The organism is Streptomyces sp. NPDC026673 (assembly GCF_040638135.1).
Lineage (GTDB): Bacteria > Actinomycetota > Actinomycetes > Streptomycetales > Streptomycetaceae > Actinacidiphila.
The window spans coordinates 36,743-53,959 of the sequence record NZ_JBEZXR010000021.1; the positions used below are offsets into that span (position 1 = coordinate 36,743).

11 protein-coding genes and 1 pseudogene are annotated in these 17,217 nt (G+C 70.6%); 4 read left to right on the plus strand and 8 right to left on the minus strand.

The genetic code is table 11. The features are described from left to right. The first annotated feature begins 33 nt into the window (after window positions 1-33). The gene (gene glpK / locus AB0F62_RS16930; RefSeq protein ID WP_361798630.1) at window positions 34-1,548 is read left to right on the plus strand and encodes a glycerol kinase GlpK; all 1,515 of its coding nucleotides are present in this window, start codon (window positions 34-36) and stop codon (window positions 1,546-1,548) included. On the opposite strand, the gene AB0F62_RS16935 is transcribed toward glpK, so the two are convergent. Continuing rightward, window positions 1,526-2,416, minus strand: a complete 891-nt coding sequence (locus AB0F62_RS16935; protein WP_361798633.1) for a PhzF family phenazine biosynthesis isomerase — start codon at window positions 2,414-2,416, stop codon at window positions 1,526-1,528. The genes glpK and AB0F62_RS16935 overlap by 23 nt on opposite strands. 94 nt (window positions 2,417-2,510) lie before the next feature. Here AB0F62_RS16935 and AB0F62_RS16940 point away from each other — a divergent pair, with 94 nt between their 5' ends. Further along, a complete protein-coding gene (locus AB0F62_RS16940) occupies window positions 2,511-3,398 on the plus strand; it encodes a LysR family transcriptional regulator (protein WP_361798636.1) in 888 nt (295 codons plus the stop codon). A gap of 669 nt (window positions 3,399-4,067) precedes the next feature. On the opposite strand, the gene AB0F62_RS16945 is transcribed toward AB0F62_RS16940, so the two are convergent. Both AB0F62_RS16945 and AB0F62_RS16950 read right to left on the minus strand, forming a co-directional pair. Then, entirely contained in the window at window positions 4,068-4,865 is a 798-nt protein-coding gene (locus tag AB0F62_RS16945; RefSeq protein ID WP_361798639.1) for a hypothetical protein, read from the minus strand. Between the two features lie 280 nt (window positions 4,866-5,145). Next, complete coding sequence (locus AB0F62_RS16950; protein WP_361798642.1) at window positions 5,146-6,480, minus strand: IS110 family transposase; 1,335 nt, start codon at window positions 6,478-6,480, stop codon at window positions 5,146-5,148. Window positions 6,481-7,777: 1,297 nt separating this feature from the next. On the opposite strand from AB0F62_RS16950, the pseudogene AB0F62_RS16955 reads away from it, so the two are divergent. Further along, a pseudogene (locus AB0F62_RS16955) lies at window positions 7,778-7,936 on the plus strand (integrase); the annotation flags it as partial. Between the two features lie 74 nt (window positions 7,937-8,010). Here the strand turns inward: AB0F62_RS16955 and AB0F62_RS16960 are convergent. Then, window positions 8,011-9,372, minus strand: coding sequence for a glutamine synthetase family protein (locus tag AB0F62_RS16960; RefSeq protein ID WP_361798645.1), 1,362 nt, complete (start codon window positions 9,370-9,372; stop codon window positions 8,011-8,013). Between the two features lie 283 nt (window positions 9,373-9,655). Here AB0F62_RS16960 and AB0F62_RS16965 point away from each other — a divergent pair, with 283 nt between their 5' ends. Next, complete coding sequence (locus AB0F62_RS16965) at window positions 9,656-11,413, plus strand: NAD+ synthase (RefSeq protein ID WP_361798648.1); 1,758 nt, start codon at window positions 9,656-9,658, stop codon at window positions 11,411-11,413. 908 nt (window positions 11,414-12,321) lie between these two features. On the opposite strand, the gene AB0F62_RS16970 is transcribed toward AB0F62_RS16965, so the two are convergent. The 4 genes from AB0F62_RS16970 to AB0F62_RS16985 form a co-directional block, all read right to left on the minus strand. Continuing rightward, window positions 12,322-13,542: an MFS transporter gene (locus tag AB0F62_RS16970; RefSeq protein ID WP_361798651.1), complete on the minus strand. Its 1,221-nt coding sequence runs from the start codon at window positions 13,540-13,542 to the stop codon at window positions 12,322-12,324. 103 nt (window positions 13,543-13,645) lie between these two features. Continuing rightward, a complete protein-coding gene (locus AB0F62_RS16975; RefSeq protein WP_361798654.1) occupies window positions 13,646-14,680 on the minus strand; it encodes an endonuclease/exonuclease/phosphatase family protein in 1,035 nt (344 codons plus the stop codon). A gap of 155 nt (window positions 14,681-14,835) precedes the next feature. Beyond that, entirely contained in the window at window positions 14,836-15,417 is a 582-nt protein-coding gene (locus AB0F62_RS16980) for a TetR/AcrR family transcriptional regulator (protein WP_361798808.1), read from the minus strand. A gap of 59 nt (window positions 15,418-15,476) precedes the next feature. Beyond that, a complete protein-coding gene (locus AB0F62_RS16985) occupies window positions 15,477-17,081 on the minus strand; it encodes an MFS transporter (protein WP_361798657.1) in 1,605 nt (534 codons plus the stop codon). Window positions 17,082-17,217: the final 136 nt, after the last annotated feature.

A 17,217-nucleotide genomic window follows, 5' to 3' on the forward strand; every position in this document is an offset into this window, starting at 1 on the left:
CGCAGCGAACGCATCGGAAAGCAGGCCCCGATCATGGTTGAACGGTATGTGATGTCCATCGACCAGGGCACCACCTCCACCCGATGCATCCTGTTCGACCACCGGGGGCGCCTGGTGTCGGTGGCGCAGCGCGAGCACCAGCAGCACTTCCCCAAACCCGGCTGGGTCGAGCACGACGCCCTGGAGATCTGGCGCAATCTCCAGCGCATCGTGCCGCAGGCGCTGACCGGAGCCGAGATCGCGCCGGAGGAGGTCGCGGCCATCGGCATCGCCAACCAGCGGGAGACGACCGTGCTGTGGGACCCCACCACGGGCGTACCGCTGGGCAGGGCGATCGTCTGGCAGGACACCCGCACCGCGCCGCTGGTCGAGCGGCTGCGGAAGGACCCGGGCGACGACTTCTTCCTGGAGCGCTGCTGCCTGCCGCCCTCCACCTATTTCTCCGCGCCGCGGATCCGCTGGCTCTTCGACGAGGTCTCCGGGCTGGAACAGCGCGCCCGGAACGGCGAGGTGCTCTTCGGGACCATGGAGACCTGGCTGATCTGGAACCTGACAGGGGGGACGGACGGCGGCCTGCACATCACCGACGCCACCAACGCCAGCCGCACCATGCTGATGAACATCCACTCGTTGACCTGGGACGACGATCTGCTGGACTTCTTCGGCGTCCCCCGCGCGATGCTGCCCGAGATCCACGCCTCGGCCGAGAACTACGGCGCCGCCCGCGCCGTCCTGCCGGGCGTGCGCATCACCGCCGCCCTGGGCGACCAGCAGGCGGCGCTCTTCGGCCAGACCTGCTTCTCCCCCGGCGAGGCGAAGTGCACCTACGGCACCGGCAGCTTCCTGCTGCTCAACACCGGGTCCACGATGATCCGGTCGCGGCACGGACTCCTCTCCACGGTCGCGTACAAGATCGACGACCAGCCGGCGGTCTACGCCCTGGAGGGCTCGATCGCCGTCACCGGATCCCTCGTGCAGTGGTTCCGCGACCGCCTCGGCATGATCAGCAGCGCCCCGGAGATCGAGACCCTCGCCCGCACCGTCGAGGACAACGGGGGCTGCTACATCGTGCCCGCGTTCTCCGGCCTCTTCGCCCCGCACTGGCGCAGTGACGCCCGGGGCGTCATCGTCGGCCTGACGTCGTACATCACCAAGGGGCACCTCGCCCGTGCCGTCCTGGAGGCCACCGGCTGGCAGACCCGCGAGGTCGTCGACGCCATGAACGCCGACTCCTCGCTCGGGCTGAAGGAGCTCAAGGTCGACGGCGGCATGACGGCGGACAACCTCCTCATGCAGTTCATCGCCGACGTCCTCGACGTCCCGGTGGTCCGTCCCATGGTCGCCGAGACCGTCTCCCTCGGCGCCGCCTACGCCGCCGGCCTCGCCTCCGGGTACTGGCCGGACCTGAAGGTGCTGCGCGGCAACTGGCACCGCGCCGCCCAGTGGCTGCCGGACATGGACCCCGAGCGCCGGAACGCCGAGTACGAGAACTGGCAGCGCGCCGTCGAGCGCTCCATCGGCTGGATCAGACAGCCCGGGACCCCGTGACCGACGGCGCGCCCAGGGACACCGCCCGGCCGGTCACCCGCACGCGCGGGTCCCGGGAATCGACGTCCACGACCAGCTCGCTGGGGCGGCCCATGTCCTCGCCCTGCCGGATCACCACGCGGGCGGCCTCCGGCACCAGGCCGAGCGTCCGCAGATAGCCGCCGAACGCCGCCGCGGCCGCACCCGTCGCCGGGTCCTCGACGACACCGCCCACCGGGAACGGGTCACGGGCGTGGAAGAGGTCCGGGGTCTCCCGCCACACCAGCTGTGCCGTGGTCCATCCGTACCGGCGCATCACCTCCGCGAGGGCGTCGAAGTCGTACGCGAGATCCGCCAGCCGGTCCCGTCCGGCGGCGGCCAGCACCAGGTGGTGGACCCCGCCGAAGGCGACGTGCGGCGGCAGCGCGGGGTCGAGGTCGGCCCGCTCCCACCCCAGCGCCGTGAGCGCCGCCGCCAGCTCGGCTTCCTCGGCCGGGCGGGACCGGGTCGGCACGCTGGTGAGCGTGGCGTGCAGCGCCCCCTCGCCGTCGGCGGCCGTCAGCACGGGGATCTCCCCCGCCGGGGTGTCGAAGACCAGCTCGCCGGGTCCGATCCGCTCCGCCAGCGCGACCGCGGTCGCCACCGTGGCGTGACCGCAGAAGTCGACCTCGGCCAGGGGGCTGAAGTAGCGCAGGGCGAACCGCCGGCCGGCGGTGTCCCCCGCCGTGACGAACGCCGTCTCGGAGTAGCCCACTTCGGCGGCGAGGGCGAGCATCCGCTCCTCGTCCAGGGCCGACGCGTCGAGGACGACGCCGGCCGGATTGCCACCGGAGGGGTCGGAACTGAAGGCGGTGTAGCGCAGCACGTCGGTGAGAGGCCCAGTTGTCATGCCCTCCACGCTGCCACAGGCGACTCATCGAGGGAAACGATGAATTCCCATCGCCGCGATTGAGGAACCCGATGGCACCCTCTACGGTCGACCGGTGGACACCCGACTGCTCACCACGTTCCTCACCCTGGCCAGGACGGAGAACTTCACCGGCGCGGCCGCCGAACTCCATCTGTCGCAGTCCACCGTCACGGCGCAGATCAAGTCCCTGGAGAAGGACCTCGGCGTGCGGCTCTTCGACCGGATGCCCCGTGGCGCACGACTCACCGCCGCCGGGCGGCGCCTGATGACGGAGGCCGCGGACGTCCTCGAAGCGGAGACGCGCCTGCGCGGGACCGCGGCCGGGGACGCCCGGACGGGCGGGATCGTCACCCTCGGCGCGGGCGACACGCTCTGCTCCACACACGTACCGCTGATCATCGCCACCCTCCGCGGCACCCATCCCGCCATCGACGTCCACCTCTTCCCCCCCGGCACCGGCACGGCCGTGGAGGGGCTGCGGGCCGGACGGCTGGATGTCGCCCTGCTGCTGGAGGACACCGTCGGCCTGCCCGACATGACCTCCCGCCCCCTCGCCGCGGAACCGCTGGTCTTCATCAGCGCCCCCGGCCATCCGCTGGCCGCGCTGAACCGGCCCGTCACCTGGGAGGAGCTCGCCCGGGAGACCTTCTTCCTCCACGAGGAGGGCTGCTCCTACAGCGACCGCGTCGCGCGCGAACTCCAGGGCCTGCCCGAGGCACGGCCCCGGCTGACCCGGTTCGGCAGCAGCGAGGCCGCCCGCTCCTGCGTGGCGGCCGGCCTCGGCCTGGGCGTCCTCCCCCGCGCCACCGTCCGCACCGCCCTGCACGAGGGCACCCTCACCGCCCTCACCGGACCCCGCCTCCCCGACGTCCCCGTCCAACTGGTCCGCCGCCGCGGTCGCTGGACCTCCCCGGCGGTCCAGGCCGTCCTCGACGCGCTGACGGACCACTTCGCCCGGTAGGGGCCGTCGCCGCCCGCGGAACGCGTACCCGCCGCCCGTGGGCCTTGGACAGAGATCGCCGGGGCGCTTCAATACGGGGGTGACGGACTGGGCGCGCCTGTACGACTCGCCGGCTGGCCCACGGGATCACCTACCTCTTCGGTCGTGCGGAGTGCCCCCGTTGCGCCTGCGTGTTCGGCATCGCCGACGAGTACACCGCGGCCAACCTCCCGCCGACGCGGTGAAGACCCCGTAGGGAGCGTGGTCCGGAGGACGCGCGCACCTCGACCGGAAGGGATGCGGCCGCGGGTCGTCCCCGAGCCGTGTCGATGCCCGGCCTTCGCGCCGCTCCCACTGGGAGGTTCTCGCGGAGCTCGAACGCCGTGACCGCGGAGCGGTACCCCTCCCTCTCCTGCTTCTTGTTGCGCGAGGCCCTCTTGAGGCAGGGGTCGTTGGCCGCGGTGCGGCTTGTGGCCCGTACTGTCGCTCGCGCTGACGACAATCACGGCGATTGGTTGCAGACTGCCGCGCACGATGTGACCTGGCCGCCAGGTGAAGCGGGGCCTGCCGTTTCTGCTGCGTGCGCTGCTCTTGCCGACGATCCGGATGGGGCCGTCCGCCGTGGTGCCGCGGAAGTCGCGGAATGGGTCCGCACGTAGCCGACAGCGCTTGATCGCGCCCGCGCGGGATTCAGGCATTCCAGGGCAGCCGCAGTGCCTCGATCCAGGGATCGGTCAGTAGCGCTTCGATCAACGGTGTGGGGCCAACGACCTTGCTGGCCCACAGGTCCCAGTCAGTACACACCACCCACGACCGGTCTTCGGACCACAGATTGGAGGGACTGCAGTTGACCTCCGGATTGTCGTACAGGGCGCCGGCGTCGCCCAGGCGTCCGGCCCAGACCTGGGGGCTTTCAAAGTCCGTCTCCGGGAACATGACCGCACCGTAGTAAGCCAGGCAGCGTGCGTCCTCGCCTTGGGAGCTGTGCTCGGTGAGCACCGCGATGAGCCGGTCCCAGGTCTCGCGATCCAAGCTGCCCTCGGTGGGTGGCTGGATACCCAGCGGCCAACTGCCGTTCCTGCTGACTGAGGGGAAGCAGCGGTAGCACGGGAACATTCCTTCGGGCACTACTGGATCCCCGCTCCGCTGAGCAAGTTCTGCCCAGCGCAGGCGTCGCCAGCCCCTCCCAGGGTGTTCAGCGCGGCCGAGGCCGCCGCCAGTGGTCACCAGCGCCGCGGGGTCGAGGCCCGCGAGGATGCACGGCTGGGCCGTCCCCTCTGCGGTGCGCGCCCGTTCGTCTTCGTCGTAGGTGATGTCGCCGGGCCCCTGCTCGTGCTCGTACATGGCATTGAGCACCCACACGGCATGGGGCATCGCCGGTACCAAAAACCCCGTAAGGCCGTCTCCGGCCAGTTCCTCAAGCCATGCGGCAACGTCGGGTGGAGCGAGCGCCCAGGGGAATGAGGGCGGAGGCGATATCTCGGGCATTCGGTCATGTTCCCACGCTGCTCCCCCGTACCGCTCGTGCGCGCCATACCGTCGCTACTCCTAGCCCCGCAACGCTTGGCCGGGAACCCAGACCATCGCTTTACAAGTTCGATCCGAGCGTGGCCTGGGAGGGGTCCTTGCTTGATCGGAGCGTATTCGCTGGGACGCGCGTGGGTGCCTACGTCCGGTGCCGTTGATAAAGCTGATCGGAAAATCGATCTTCGGGAGGGCAGGCGGCAGCATCCGGGCCGCTTGCGGACCGGATGTCGGGTGGGGCCGGTCAGGCGGTCGCGGATTCGAGGGTGACCTGGTGGCCGAGGGACTGGAGCTGGCGGACGAGGTCGCGGGTTTTGCGGGCGGGGTCGAGGTGGCGCCTGTGCCAGTCGGAGCCGAGTTCCCGGTAGGAGGCGTCTGGGTCGTTGATCAGGTGCCAGGTGATGACGAGGATCGAGCGGGCGACGGCGACCAAGGCTTTGGCGTGACCGCGGCGTTTGACGATGCGCCGGTAGCGGGCGCCGAGGAAGGTGTCGGTGCGGGCAGCGGCGTTGGCGGCCTCGCCGAGGGCGCCCTTGAGCCAGGGGTTGCCCTGCCCGGCTGGCCCCGTGGTGTTCTTCGCGCCGGACTGGATGGTCCGGGGGCACAGCTTTGCCCAGGACACCAGGTGCTCGGGGGTGGGGAAGCGGCTCATATCCGTGCCGATCTCGGCGAGGATGATCTGCGCGGTGGCCGGACCGATGCCGGGGACGGCGTCGAGCCGCTCGGCCAGGACCCGCGCGCTCACCCCGTCAGCGGCCGGTTCGGTCCCGGTTCCTCCCGGACCGTCGCCTGGAGTGGCGATCTCTTCCAGGGTCTGGGCGATGAGTCGGTCCAGTTCGTTGACCTGGGCGGTGAGGTGGTCGACGGTACCCAGTAGCACCTGCAGCAGTCGTGCGTGGTGGTCCTCGAACTGCCCGGTCAGGGCTTCGGCCAGGGCTGCCTTCTTCTTGACCAGGTTTCCCTTGGCGAGCTCTGCAAGAGCGCGGGGGTTGCGTTCGCCGGCGACCAGAGCGTCGAGCATGGCCCGGCCCGACACGCCGAACAGGTCCGAGACCACGCCGGACAGTTTGATCTGCGCGTCCTGCAGGGCCTTGTCCACCCGGTGCTTGTGCCGGGTGCGTTCCTGGACGAACACGGTGCGGGTGCGGGTGAAGTCCCGCAACTGCCGGACCGGCTTCGGCGGGACGAACGAGGCTCGGACCATGCCGCGTTCGGCGAGCTTGGCCAGCCAGACCGCGTCCAGCTTGTCGGTCTTCGGACGCCCGGGGACGTTCTTCACATCGCGCGCGTTGACCAGCCAGCAATCCAGACCCCGGGCCTCCAGCAGGTAGAAGAACGGGCGCCAGTACGAGCCCGTCGCTTCCATGACGACCCGCTCGACGCCCTGGCAGACCAGCCGGTCACCGAGTTCCAGGATCGCGTTGGTGGTCGAGGCGACCGTCCAGACCTGCTGGACGCGCCGGCCCTCGATGGTGTCGTGCGGGACGCGCAGGCAGACCATCCCGGATGCCTTGGCGATGTCGATCGCCGCGACCCGCGCGACCGTTCCGTCGTCGTGGTCTTCTCTCAACTCCTCCATGACATGCCCCCTGTTGTGCTGGTGCGGGCAGGGGCTGCCCGGGAAGCCAGAGGGGTAACGGAGAAGCTGATCGGCGTGCTCAAGGCGACAGTGTGCGGCCCCCTCGGACGGCTCCCTCACCAGACTCCTATGCGGGCTCACAGCCCAAACATCAAGCGGCGTCGGCGGACAGCCCCTGTACCGATTTTCACGCCTGCGGGGCGTCACCGCAGGTGAACGGTCGACTCCTATAGAGCGTCAAGCGTCGGTCATTTGGCGGGTCAGACCACCGGGACAGCGCCACCCCCATCTTCACAGTCATCGGTGGATGTCAGCACCACGGCTGCGGAACCGCGGGTTGCGGGCTAGGTGATGCGGCGGCCTTCGCGCCACTGGCGTCTCTTATCCGCCGCGGCCCCTCCCTCAGCGGTACTCCTCCGCCACGCGGCCCGCTTCGCCGACTCGCGCCCGCAAAGGAATCCCCACAGCACGAGACTCGACGCCCCGAGAAAGCGACTGATGGCGTTGTCCTCTTAGGTCACAAACATGAGCTGCGGGACTATGAACACCAGGTACCAGACCGGATGATTCTGCCATTTCGGCTTGTCCTCCATTCCTGCCCCCTCACAAGGCGCACATTAACCCATGCCTATTGGCGGCTGCGCTGGAGCTCATCCACCGAGCCAAGGGCGCCTAGAGCCGGCTGCGCCCGAAACGCCGCCGGCGTTCCAGTTCGGAAGACGGAGGCTGCGGACCCTGTCTCACCTGGGCCGACGTTGACCTGCGGCAAAGCGACCCGGTGACCGCTGTTCCCCGCGGGTCCCCGTTCGCCCCTCCTCACCTGGCACGTCTGTGGCACGCCCGATCCCGATCCCCTCGATGCCAACTATGGGCACGACGGTCGCCGAGGTCTGCTGGGCACGTCAGCCGGCCGCCTGGGTCTGGTGGCGGTCAGTGGTGGACGCGGTGGTTGCTGCACTCCGCTGCCGTACAGCGCTGTCGTGCAACCCGTCTGGTAGCGCTGCCGAGGCCTTCGACACGAAGACCACTGGCGCCGCTATCTCCCAATTCTGCGGCTTTGGTGCCACTTGAGGGCGGTCGCGAAGAACAGTGGTCCCAGTAGGGCCAGGCTGACATGAACCGTCGGCCGGATCACGTTCCAGGCCACAAAAGCCAGTTGCGCCCAAAAGATGAGCCACAGCCACCAGGGCATGATGCCTGGCACCTTGCTCTTCCGCCCCATAACCTCACACACCCCCGTGATGGCACGGACGATAGCGCGGGCGAGAGCCAGCGCACCAGGTCCGCTGACTACCCCCTGAGCAGCTACCTGGGTCACACCGGCGCGGGGTTCACGCTTCGCGTCTACAGGCACTTGATGCCCAGCAGCGACGGACGGACACGCCGGGCCGTCGACAGACTCTACGAAGCTGCGGACCCGGCGCCGGACGGCCCACAGGCGGCCCAGGGCGAATGAGACGACGCCGGGCCGGCGGCATCGCGCTGCCGGCCCGGATCACGTCGTACGGGGATGACCCCGCTGACCTGCGGCTACAGGTTCGGGAGGTTCTTGCGGAGCTCGAAGGCCGTGACCTCGGAGCGGTACTCCTCCCACTCCTGCTTCTTGTTGCGCAGGAAGAAGTCGAAGACGTGCTCCCCGAGGGTCTCGGCGACCAGCTCGCTGCGCTCCATGAGGGAGATGGCCTCGCCCAGGTTCTGCGGGAGCGGCTGGATGCCCAGCGCGCGGCGCTCGCCGTCGGAGAGGGCCCACACGTCGTCGTCGGCGCCGGGCGGCAGCTCGTAGCCCTCCTCGATGCCCTTGAGGCCGGCGGCCAGGAGGACGGCGTAGGCGAGGTAGGGGTTGGCGCCGGAGTCGAGGGAGCGGACCTCGACGCGGGTGGAGCCGGTCTTGCCGGGCTTGTACATCGGCACGCGGATGAGCGCCGAGCGGTTGTTGTGGCCCCAGCAGATGTACGACGGGGCCTCGCCGCCGGCGCCCGCGGTGCGGTTGGCGCCGCCCCAGATGCGCTTGTACGAGTTGACCCACTGGTTGGTGACCGCCGAGATCTCGTCGGCGTGCCGGAGCAGGCCCGCGATGAACGAGCGGCCGACCTTCGACAGCTGGTACTCGGCACCGGACTCGTGGAAGGCGTTGCGGTCGCCCTCGAAGAGGGACAGGTGCGTGTGCATGCCGGAGCCGGGGTGCTGGCTGAAGGGCTTGGGCATGAACGTGGCGTTCACACCCTGTTCCAGCGCGACCTGCTTCATGACCAGGCGGAAGGTCATGATGTTGTCGGCCGTGGACAGCGCGTCGGCGTAGCGCAGGTCGATCTCCTGCTGACCGGGGGCGCCCTCGTGGTGGGAGAACTCCACCGAGATGCCCATCGACTCCAGCATCGTGATGGCCTGGCGGCGGAAGTCCTGGCCCACGTTCTGCGGGGTGTGGTCGAAGTACCCGGAGTTGTCGGCGGGCACCGGGACGCTGCCGTCCAGCGGCAGGTTCTTCAGCAGGAAGAACTCGATCTCGGGGTGGGTGTAGAAGGTGAACCCGAGGTCGGAGGCCTTGGCCAGGGACCGCTTGAGGACGAAGCGGGGGTCGGCGTACGACGGCGAGCCGTCCGGCATCAGGATGTCGCAGAACATCCGGGCGGTCCCCGGGGCCTCGGCGCGCCACGGCAGGATCTGGAAGGTGCCGGGGTCGGGCTTGGCGATCATGTCCGACTCGTACACCCGGGCGAAGCCCTCGATGGCCGACCCGTCGAAGCCGATGCCCTCGTCGAAGGCCTGCTCCAGCTCGGCCGGCGCCACGGCGACCGACTTGAGATAGCCCAGCACGTCGGTGAACCACAGCCGCACAAAACGGATGTCGCGCTCCTCGAGGGTGCGGAGCACGAACTCCTGCTGCTTATCCATAGCTATCCAACCTCACAGGTCATGGGGGGCCTGTCGTCCGTGCCGGCTCGAGCGAGGGCCAGACCAGTATCACGTCACGGCGTTACCGGTCTGTTTCGGCGGTGGCCGGGACCGCCGGGCACCCCTCACCACCATTGTGGTGCACCCTTTCGATCTTGACACAGGGGGCCGACGCCGAAAAGGCCCGGAAGAGGGCGTCCGGCAGGGCTTCCCGGGCCCGAGTGCGCGAGGGCACACACGCAGCCCACGACATCGCGTCGATTTGACGATTACACTGGGCGGCGTGCCTCAACTTCGCCTCGCCCTGAATCAGATCGACTCCACCGTCGGCGACCTCGCCGGGAACGCGGAGTCGGTAGTGCGCTGGACCCGGCACGCGGCCGAACAGGGAGCCCACCTGGTGGCGTTCCCCGAGATGGCGCTGACCGGGTACCCCGTCGAGGACCTCGCCCTGCGTTCCTCCTTCGTCGAAGCCAGCCGCGCCGCCCTGGAGGCGCTCGCCGCGCGCCTGGCGGCCGAGGGCTTCGGGGAGCTGCCGGTGGTCGTCGGCTACCTCGACCGCAGCGAGAAGGCCCAGCCCCGCTACGGCCAGCCCGCCGGCTCGCCGCGGAACGCCGCGGCGGTGCTGCACGGCGGGAAGGTCGTGCTGAAGTTCGCCAAGCACCACCTGCCGAACTACGGCGTCTTCGACGAGTTCCGCTACTTCGTGCCCGGTGACACCCTTCCGGTGATCCGGGTGCACGGTGTCGACGTCGCGCTCGCCATCTGCGAGGACCTCTGGCAGGACGGCGGCCGCGTGCCCGCCACGCGCACCGCGGGGGCCGGGCTGCTGCTCTCCGTCAACGCCTCCCCGTACGAGGTCGCCAAGGACGACACCCGCCTGGACCTGGTGCGCAAGCGCGCCCAGGAGGCCGGCTGCACCCTCGCCTACCTCGCCATGATCGGCGGCCAGGACGAGCTCGTCTTCGACGGCGACTCGATCGTCGTCTCCGAGGACGGCGAGGTGATCGCCCGCGCCCCGCAGTTCGAGGAGGGCTGCGTGCTCGTCGACCTCGACCTGCCCGCCGCGGACGCCACCAAGGTGCCGGCCGGCATCGCCGACGACGGCCTGGAGATCGAGCACGTCACCCTCTCGGCCGAGCCGCTGCCCGCGTACGAGCCGGAGGTGCGGGGCGGCGAGGCCCCGCGGCTGGGCGACGACGAGGAGATCTACACCGCGCTGGTCGTCGGCCTGCGGGCGTACGTCGCCAAGAACGGCTTCCGTTCCGTACTGATCGGACTTTCCGGCGGCATCGACTCCGCGCTGGTCGCGGCCATCGCCTGCGACGCGGTCGGGGCCGCCAACGTCTACGGCGTCTCCATGCCGTCGCGGTACTCCTCCGACCACTCCAAGGGCGACGCCGCCGAGCTGGCGCGGCGCACGGGGCTCAACTTCCGCACCGTGCCGATCGCCCCCATGTTCGATGCCTACATGGGATCCCTGGGGCTGACCGGGCTGGCGGAGGAGAACCTGCAGTCCCGGCTGCGCGGCACGATGCTGATGGCCATCTCCAACCAGGAGGGGCACATCGTCCTCGCCCCGGGCAACAAGAGCGAGCTGGCAGTCGGCTACTCCACCCTGTACGGCGACTCGGTCGGTGCGTACGGGCCCATCAAGGACGTCTACAAGACGACCGTCTTCCGCCTCGCGAAGTGGCGCAACCAGGCGGCGGAGGAGCGGGGCCAGACCCCGCCGATCCCCGAGAACTCCATCTCCAAGCCGCCGAGCGCGGAGCTCCGGCCCGGCCAGGTCGACACGGACTCCCTGCCGGACTACGACGTCCTGGACCGGATGCTGGCGATGTACGTCGACCAGGACAAGGGGCGCGACGCGATCGTCGCCGCCGGGTTCGACGCGGAGCTCGTCGCGAAGGTGCTGCGCATGGTGGACACGGCGGAGTACAAGCGGAGGCAGTATCCGCCGGGGACGAAGATCTCCGCGAAGGGGTTCGGGAAGGACCGGCGGCTCCCGATCACGAATCGCTGGCGCGAGCACGCGTAGGCGCCGGGGGCGGCCTGCCCGAACGCAGGAGCCTTGCGGCGTCGGGGCGCCAGGTCGCCGGGTCGGGCCCCGGGTGTCCGCCGTCGGCGTTCTCGGCTGCTGGGTGCTCTGTGCGCGGGGCGGCGCTGGGGCGGGGCAGCGCTGGGGCGGTGATGCCCGTGGTCGGGTGCGGGTTCGTCTCGCGCCCTTCGGGCGCAAAGCGGCGGGCTGCGGACGGGAGGGTGGGGGCGGCTCTCGTCGGGCGTGTGCGGGCCGGTGGGTGGCCGGGGTTCAGGCTCCGGAGCGGGGCCGGTTGTTCATGGGCGCGGGTCTCGTTGCCGTCCGCGGGTAGAGATGGCTGGTTGCCACGCCCACCCTTCGTGGGTGGCGCGCCCGCCGTGACCTGCGTCTGCGGGTGATTCCCCCTGTGGGCGACGGGCTCGGCGGGTGGCTTTGCGAGATCGGGCTCTGTTTCGCTGACATAGTCGGCGAAAGCGGGCCCGATCTTCCCTGACTCAAAGATCGGGCTCTGTTCCGCCGAACATATCGGCGAAAGCGAGCCCGATGTCCCGCCCACCCCCCACCAGCACCCCGAATCAGCCGCAGACGCCGGTTACGGCAGGCGCGCCCGTCACCCGGCAAAGGCGTGGAAGCGGCCATCTCTACGCGCGGTCGGGCACGAGACCCCGCCACTGGAAAGGCACCCCGCTCCGGAGCCTGAACCCCCGCCGACCTCGGCCCGCACACCGCGGCGATGGCCCGCCCCCCACCCCCCTCATCCGCAGCCCGCATCCTTGCGACCGAAGGGAGCGAGACGGTGGGAGAGCCGACGACGGCTGAACAGCCGAACCACCCGAACCAGCCGGCACCGCCCCGCCCCCGCCCCCGCCAACCCGGCAGAACAAACGGAACCAACGGCGCGCCCGCCGTCAGCCCACCCGCTCCGCGGACCGCACCACGGCGTCGGACGCCACGACGACCCGGGACGAGGAGGCCGCCCGCGCGCCCGCGCGCCGGTCCAGCAGGCCCGCCGCCGCGGCGATCGCGAGCCCCGTCACCGCCAGCACCGCCCCCGCCACCGCCGGGGCGGTGTAGCCGAAGCCGCGGGCGATGACGACCCCGCCGAGCCAGGCGCCGCCCGCGTTGGCCAGGTTGAACGCGGCCTGGTTGGCGGCGGAGGCCAGCCCGGGGGCGTGCCGGGCCTTCTCCATGACGAGCATCATCATGGGCGACCCGGTCGCGAACGCCGCGATCCCGAGCAGGACGACCGTGAGCGCCGCGCTCCACTGCGCCTGCGCGGTGACCGTGAAGAGCAGCAGCACCACCGCCAGCGCGCCGAGCCCGCCGAGCAGCGCGGGCCGCATGGCGCGGTCGGCCAGCCGTCCGCCGAGGAGGTTGCCGATCGTCGCGCCGACGCCGAAGAGCGCGAGCACGATCGTGACGCTGTTCTCCCCGAAGCCGGCCACCCGGGTGAGCAGCGGCGTGACGTAGCTGTAGATCGCGAAGACCGCGGCGAACCCGAAGATCGTGGTGGCCAGTGCCAGCCAGACCTGCCCGCTGCGGAACGCCGACAGCTCCCGGCGCAGGCCCCCGCCCGGAACGACCGGGATGCGGGGGACGAGGAGGGCGATGCCCGCCATGGCGGCGACGCCGATGAGGCCGACGGAGAGGAAGGTGGCCCGCCAGCCGAGGTGCTGGCCGAGGAGGGTCGCGGCGGGCACCCCCACGATGTTCGCGACGGTGAGTCCGGCGATCATCAGGGAGACCGCGCGGGCCTTGCGCGCGGGATCGACCATGCCCGCGGCGACGACCGCGCCGACGCCGAAGAACGCGCCGTGCGGGAGCCCGGCCAGTACGCGTCCGGCCAGCAGCCAGCCGAAGCCGGGGGCGAGCGCGGACAGCGTGTTGCCGACCGTGAAGAGTCCCATGAGGGAGATGAGGAGCGCCTTGCGCGGCATCCGCGTGGTGACCGCGGCGAGCAGCGGGGCGCCGATGACGACGCCGAGGGCGTAGCCGGAGACGAGGTAGCCGGCGGTGGGGATGGAGGTGTGCAGGTCGTCCGCGACGTCGGGCAGCAGGCCCATCATCACGAATTCCGTCGTACCGATGCCGAAAGCGCTGATCGCCAGTGCGAGCAGGGCGAGAGGCATGAGAGACCTTCCGGGCAGCAGGGTCGGGGGCTTCGCAGCAGCTATTAGTTTAGCTACGGAACAAAGTCTGCCCGGCCCATTCTTCCCGCAGGCGAAGAACTCGTTACGAGAGCGCTACCTTCGCCGCCACCGGCCGGTGGTCGCTGTTCGTCGCGGGCAGCACCCAGGAGTCGGTCGGCTCCGCGCCCTTGACGAGGATCTGGTCGATGCGGGCCATGGGGAAGTCGGCCGGCCAGCTGAAGCCGAAGCCGCGCCCGGCCGCGCCCTGCGTGGAGCGCATCTGGGAGGTGACGTTGGCGAGCGCGCGGTCGTTCATGGTGCCGTTGAGGTCGCCCATCAGGATGACGTCGGGCAGCTTCTCGTCCGCGATGGCCTCGCCGAGGGCGTCGGCGCTGCGGTCGCGCTGTCCGGCGGTGAAGCCGGCGTTGAACTTGACGCGCACCGATGGCAGATGGGCGACGTAGACGGCGACCTTGCCGTGCGGGGTGGCGGCGGTGGCGCGCAGCGCGCGGGTCCAGCCGAGCCGGGTGTCCACCGGCCGCACCCCGGTCAGCGGGTACCTGCTCCACAGGCCGACGGTGCCCTGGACCGAGTGGAAGGGGTAGCGGGCCTTGAGCGCGGACTCGTAGACGGAGACCTGTCCGGCGGCGATCTCCTCCAGCGCGACGAGGTCGGCCCCGGAGGCGATGAGGTCCCGCGCGGTACCGGCGGGGTCGGGGTTGTCCACGTTGACGTTGTGGGTGACCACGGTGAGGTCGCCGCCGCCGCTGTGCTTGTCCGACACGAGCCCGCCGAAGAAGTGCAGCCACACGACGATCGGCAGCAGGCCGGCGATCAGCGCGGTCGCCGACCGCCGCAGCAGGCCGGCGACCAGCAGCAACGGGATCGCGAGCCCGATCCACGGCAGGAAGGTCTCCAGCAGACTGCCCAGGTTGCCCACCCGGTTGGGCACGGATCCGTGAAAGGCCATCACCACGGCGACGGCGACCGCCAGTACGGCGATGACGATTCCCCGCCGCCACATGCCGTCCCCGAACCTCCGGAAACGCCCGAAGCGTCCGAAGCGTCCGCTCGCGTCCGAACCCTGCGGCTTGGAACCGCTGTCGGTGGTCACGTCCGCGTCGTACGCCTGCGCCATGGGGGAGGTCCTCACTGCTGTCTTGCGGTGCTCAGTCGACCTTAGGGGATCGACGGACGGAGGACGGGACTCGCGGGGCGAGAGGTTCCGCCAGGGCCCCGCGGAAGGCCTCCCTGTGACAGAACCCGGACATTCCCTCCTGTTCCCGCATCTGTTCACCGTCCGGCGCGGACGCCCTCCAGCACCGAGTCCACGACCAGCTCGGACAGCCCTTCGGGCAGGGCGGCCTCCGGCCGGAGCATCGAACGGGACAGCATCGGTCCGATGAAGAGGTCGCCGAGCAGCTCCGGGTCGATGTCGGCGCGCAGTTCGCCGGTGCGGACGCCGCGCCGCAGGACCTCGTGGACCTGGGCGCGCCGGGCCGCGATGACGGTGTCGTGGTAGGCGGCCCACAGTTCGGGCTCGTTCTGGACCTGGGCGAGGACGTTCCGGAGCAGGGCCGACGAGCGCTTCACCAGCGCCCTGCGCCGTATGAACTCGACGCAGGTGACCAGGTCGTCGCGGACCGAGCGCCCGGCGAGCTCCGGGGTCTGCTCGTCGACCGACTTCATGACGTCGAGCATCAGCGCGTTCTTGCCCGGCCACCGCCGGTAGACGGTGGCCTTGCCGACCCCGGCGGCGCGGGCGATGCGCTCCATCGACAGCTCGCCGATCGTGGCGCCCTCCTCCAGCAGGCTGAGGACGGCCTCGATGATCGCGTTGTCGGCGGCGGCGCTGCGCGGGCGGCCGCGCGGCACGCGTACGGAGGGACCGCCGACCGCGTCGTCGGCCGGTCCCGTCGTCGCCCGGGTCGCGGTCACCGCTCGGCCCCCACCGCGCTGGCCTCGCGTTCCCCGCCGTCCGCGGGGCGGGTCCCGGGCGTCTTTCCGGGCAGGAAGAACAGGACGACGAGCATGCCGAGCAGCGCGACGCCGCTCGAGGCGTAGGCCGTGATGTGCATGGCGTCCAGGAAGGCGTCCGTGGCGGGGGCGAGCAGGGCCTTGCCCTGCGGCCCGAGGTGCTCGGCCACGGCGCGAGTGGCCTCGATGGACTCGCCGGCCTGGTGCCGTACCCCGGCGGGGAGGCCGCTCAAATGGTCTTCGATGCCGTCACGGTAGACCGCGGACATCAGCGAGCCCAGGACTGCCACGCCGAGCGCGCCGCCGACCTGCCGGAAGGTGTTGTTGACCGCGGAGCCCGAGCCGGCCTTCTCGCGCGGCAGGGAGGACATGATCGCGACGGTCGCCGGCGGCATGACGTGCGCCATGGCCGTGCCCATGAGGAAGAAGAGCACCTCGAGCACCCAGATCTCGCTGTCGGCCGTCAGCAGCCGGAAGCCGAGGAAGCACAGGGCGATCAGCCCCAGGCCCGTGGCGCAGGTGGCGCGGGCGCCGAAGCGGTCGACGACCAGCCGGGCGCGGGGCGCGAAGACGAGCTGGGCGATGGCGAGCGGAAGCAGCAGCAGGCCGGACTCCAGCGCGCTGTAGCCGCGCACGCTCTGGGTGTAGAAGACCATGAAGAAGGTCACGCCCATGAGCGCGAAGAAGACCAGGCCGATCGCGGAGACCGAGGCCGAGAAGGTCGGGTTGCGGAAGTACGACACGTCGAAGGCGGGGTGGCTGCTGCGGGCCTCGTGCCAGACGAAGGCCCCGAGGACCGCGAGACCGCCGACGATGGTCGTCCATGCCGCGGGGGCGGTGAAGTCGGCGAGCTGGCCGCCCTTGATGATCCCGTACACCAGCAGCACCAGGCCGACGATGGAGAGCAGCACGCCGAGGGGGTCCAGCCGGCCCGGCCGGGGGTCGCGCGAGTCGGGCACGAGGAGGACCATCGCCACCAGGGCGACCGCGATGATCGGCACGTTCACCAGGAAGACCGAACCCCACCAGAAGTGGTCGAGCAGCAGTCCGCCGGTGACCGGGCCGATGGCTATGGCCAGACCCACGGCACCGGTCCAGATGCCGATCGCCTTGGGCTGCTCCTCGCGCTCGAAGACGTTGATGATGATCGCGAGGGTGGCGGGCATGACGAAGGCGCCGCCGAAGCCCATCACCGCCCGGAAGGCGATCAGCTCGCCCGAGGAGCCGGCGAACGCCGACAGCACCGATCCGACGCCGAAGACCGCCATGCCGAAGAGGAGCACCTTCTTGCGGCCCAGGCGGTCGCCGAGCAGGCCGGCGGTGAACAGCAGTCCGGCGAAGACCAGCGTGTAGGAGTTGATCGCCCACTCCAGCTGGCTCTGGGTGGCGCCCAGGCCGGTCGGGGCGGGCTCGGCGATGGTCTTCATCGCGACGTTGAGGATCGAGTTGTCCAGGACGACCACGAGGAGGCTGAACAGCAGGACGGTCAGGATCCCCCAGCGGCGGCGGTGGACGGCCTCGGGGACGCTGAGCGGCTGCGGCTTCGCTATGTCGGCGGGCATGCCGTCAAGGTAGACCCCATTTCCGATACGGTCCCGTATCGTATTGTAAAACCTCGGCAAAAGGGGGAGTGGCGGACGTCCCCCTTTGCGCGGACGGCGGCGCGTGTCAGCATGGAACCGGTCCGGGGACGCCGTC

What these genes read in the sequence shown, in the direction of transcription:
- glpK (WP_361798630.1), top strand. Translation starts at nt 34, where the DNA reads ATGGTTGAACGGTATGTGATGTCCATCGACCAGGGCACCACCTCCACC.
- AB0F62_RS16935 (WP_361798633.1), bottom strand. Translation starts at nt 2,416, where the DNA reads ATGACAACTGGGCCTCTCACCGACGTGCTGCGCTACACCGCCTTCAGT.
- AB0F62_RS16945 (WP_361798639.1), bottom strand. Translation starts at nt 4,865, where the DNA reads ATGCCCGAGATATCGCCTCCGCCCTCATTCCCCTGGGCGCTCGCTCCA.
- AB0F62_RS16950 (WP_361798642.1), bottom strand. Translation starts at nt 6,480, where the DNA reads ATGGAGGAGTTGAGAGAAGACCACGACGACGGAACGGTCGCGCGGGTC.
- AB0F62_RS16960 (WP_361798645.1), bottom strand. Translation starts at nt 9,372, where the DNA reads ATGGATAAGCAGCAGGAGTTCGTGCTCCGCACCCTCGAGGAGCGCGAC.
- AB0F62_RS16970 (WP_361798651.1), bottom strand. Translation starts at nt 13,542, where the DNA reads ATGCCTCTCGCCCTGCTCGCACTGGCGATCAGCGCTTTCGGCATCGGT.
- AB0F62_RS16975 (WP_361798654.1), bottom strand. Translation starts at nt 14,680, where the DNA reads ATGGCGCAGGCGTACGACGCGGACGTGACCACCGACAGCGGTTCCAAG.
- AB0F62_RS16985 (WP_361798657.1), bottom strand. Translation starts at nt 17,081, where the DNA reads ATGCCCGCCGACATAGCGAAGCCGCAGCCGCTCAGCGTCCCCGAGGCC.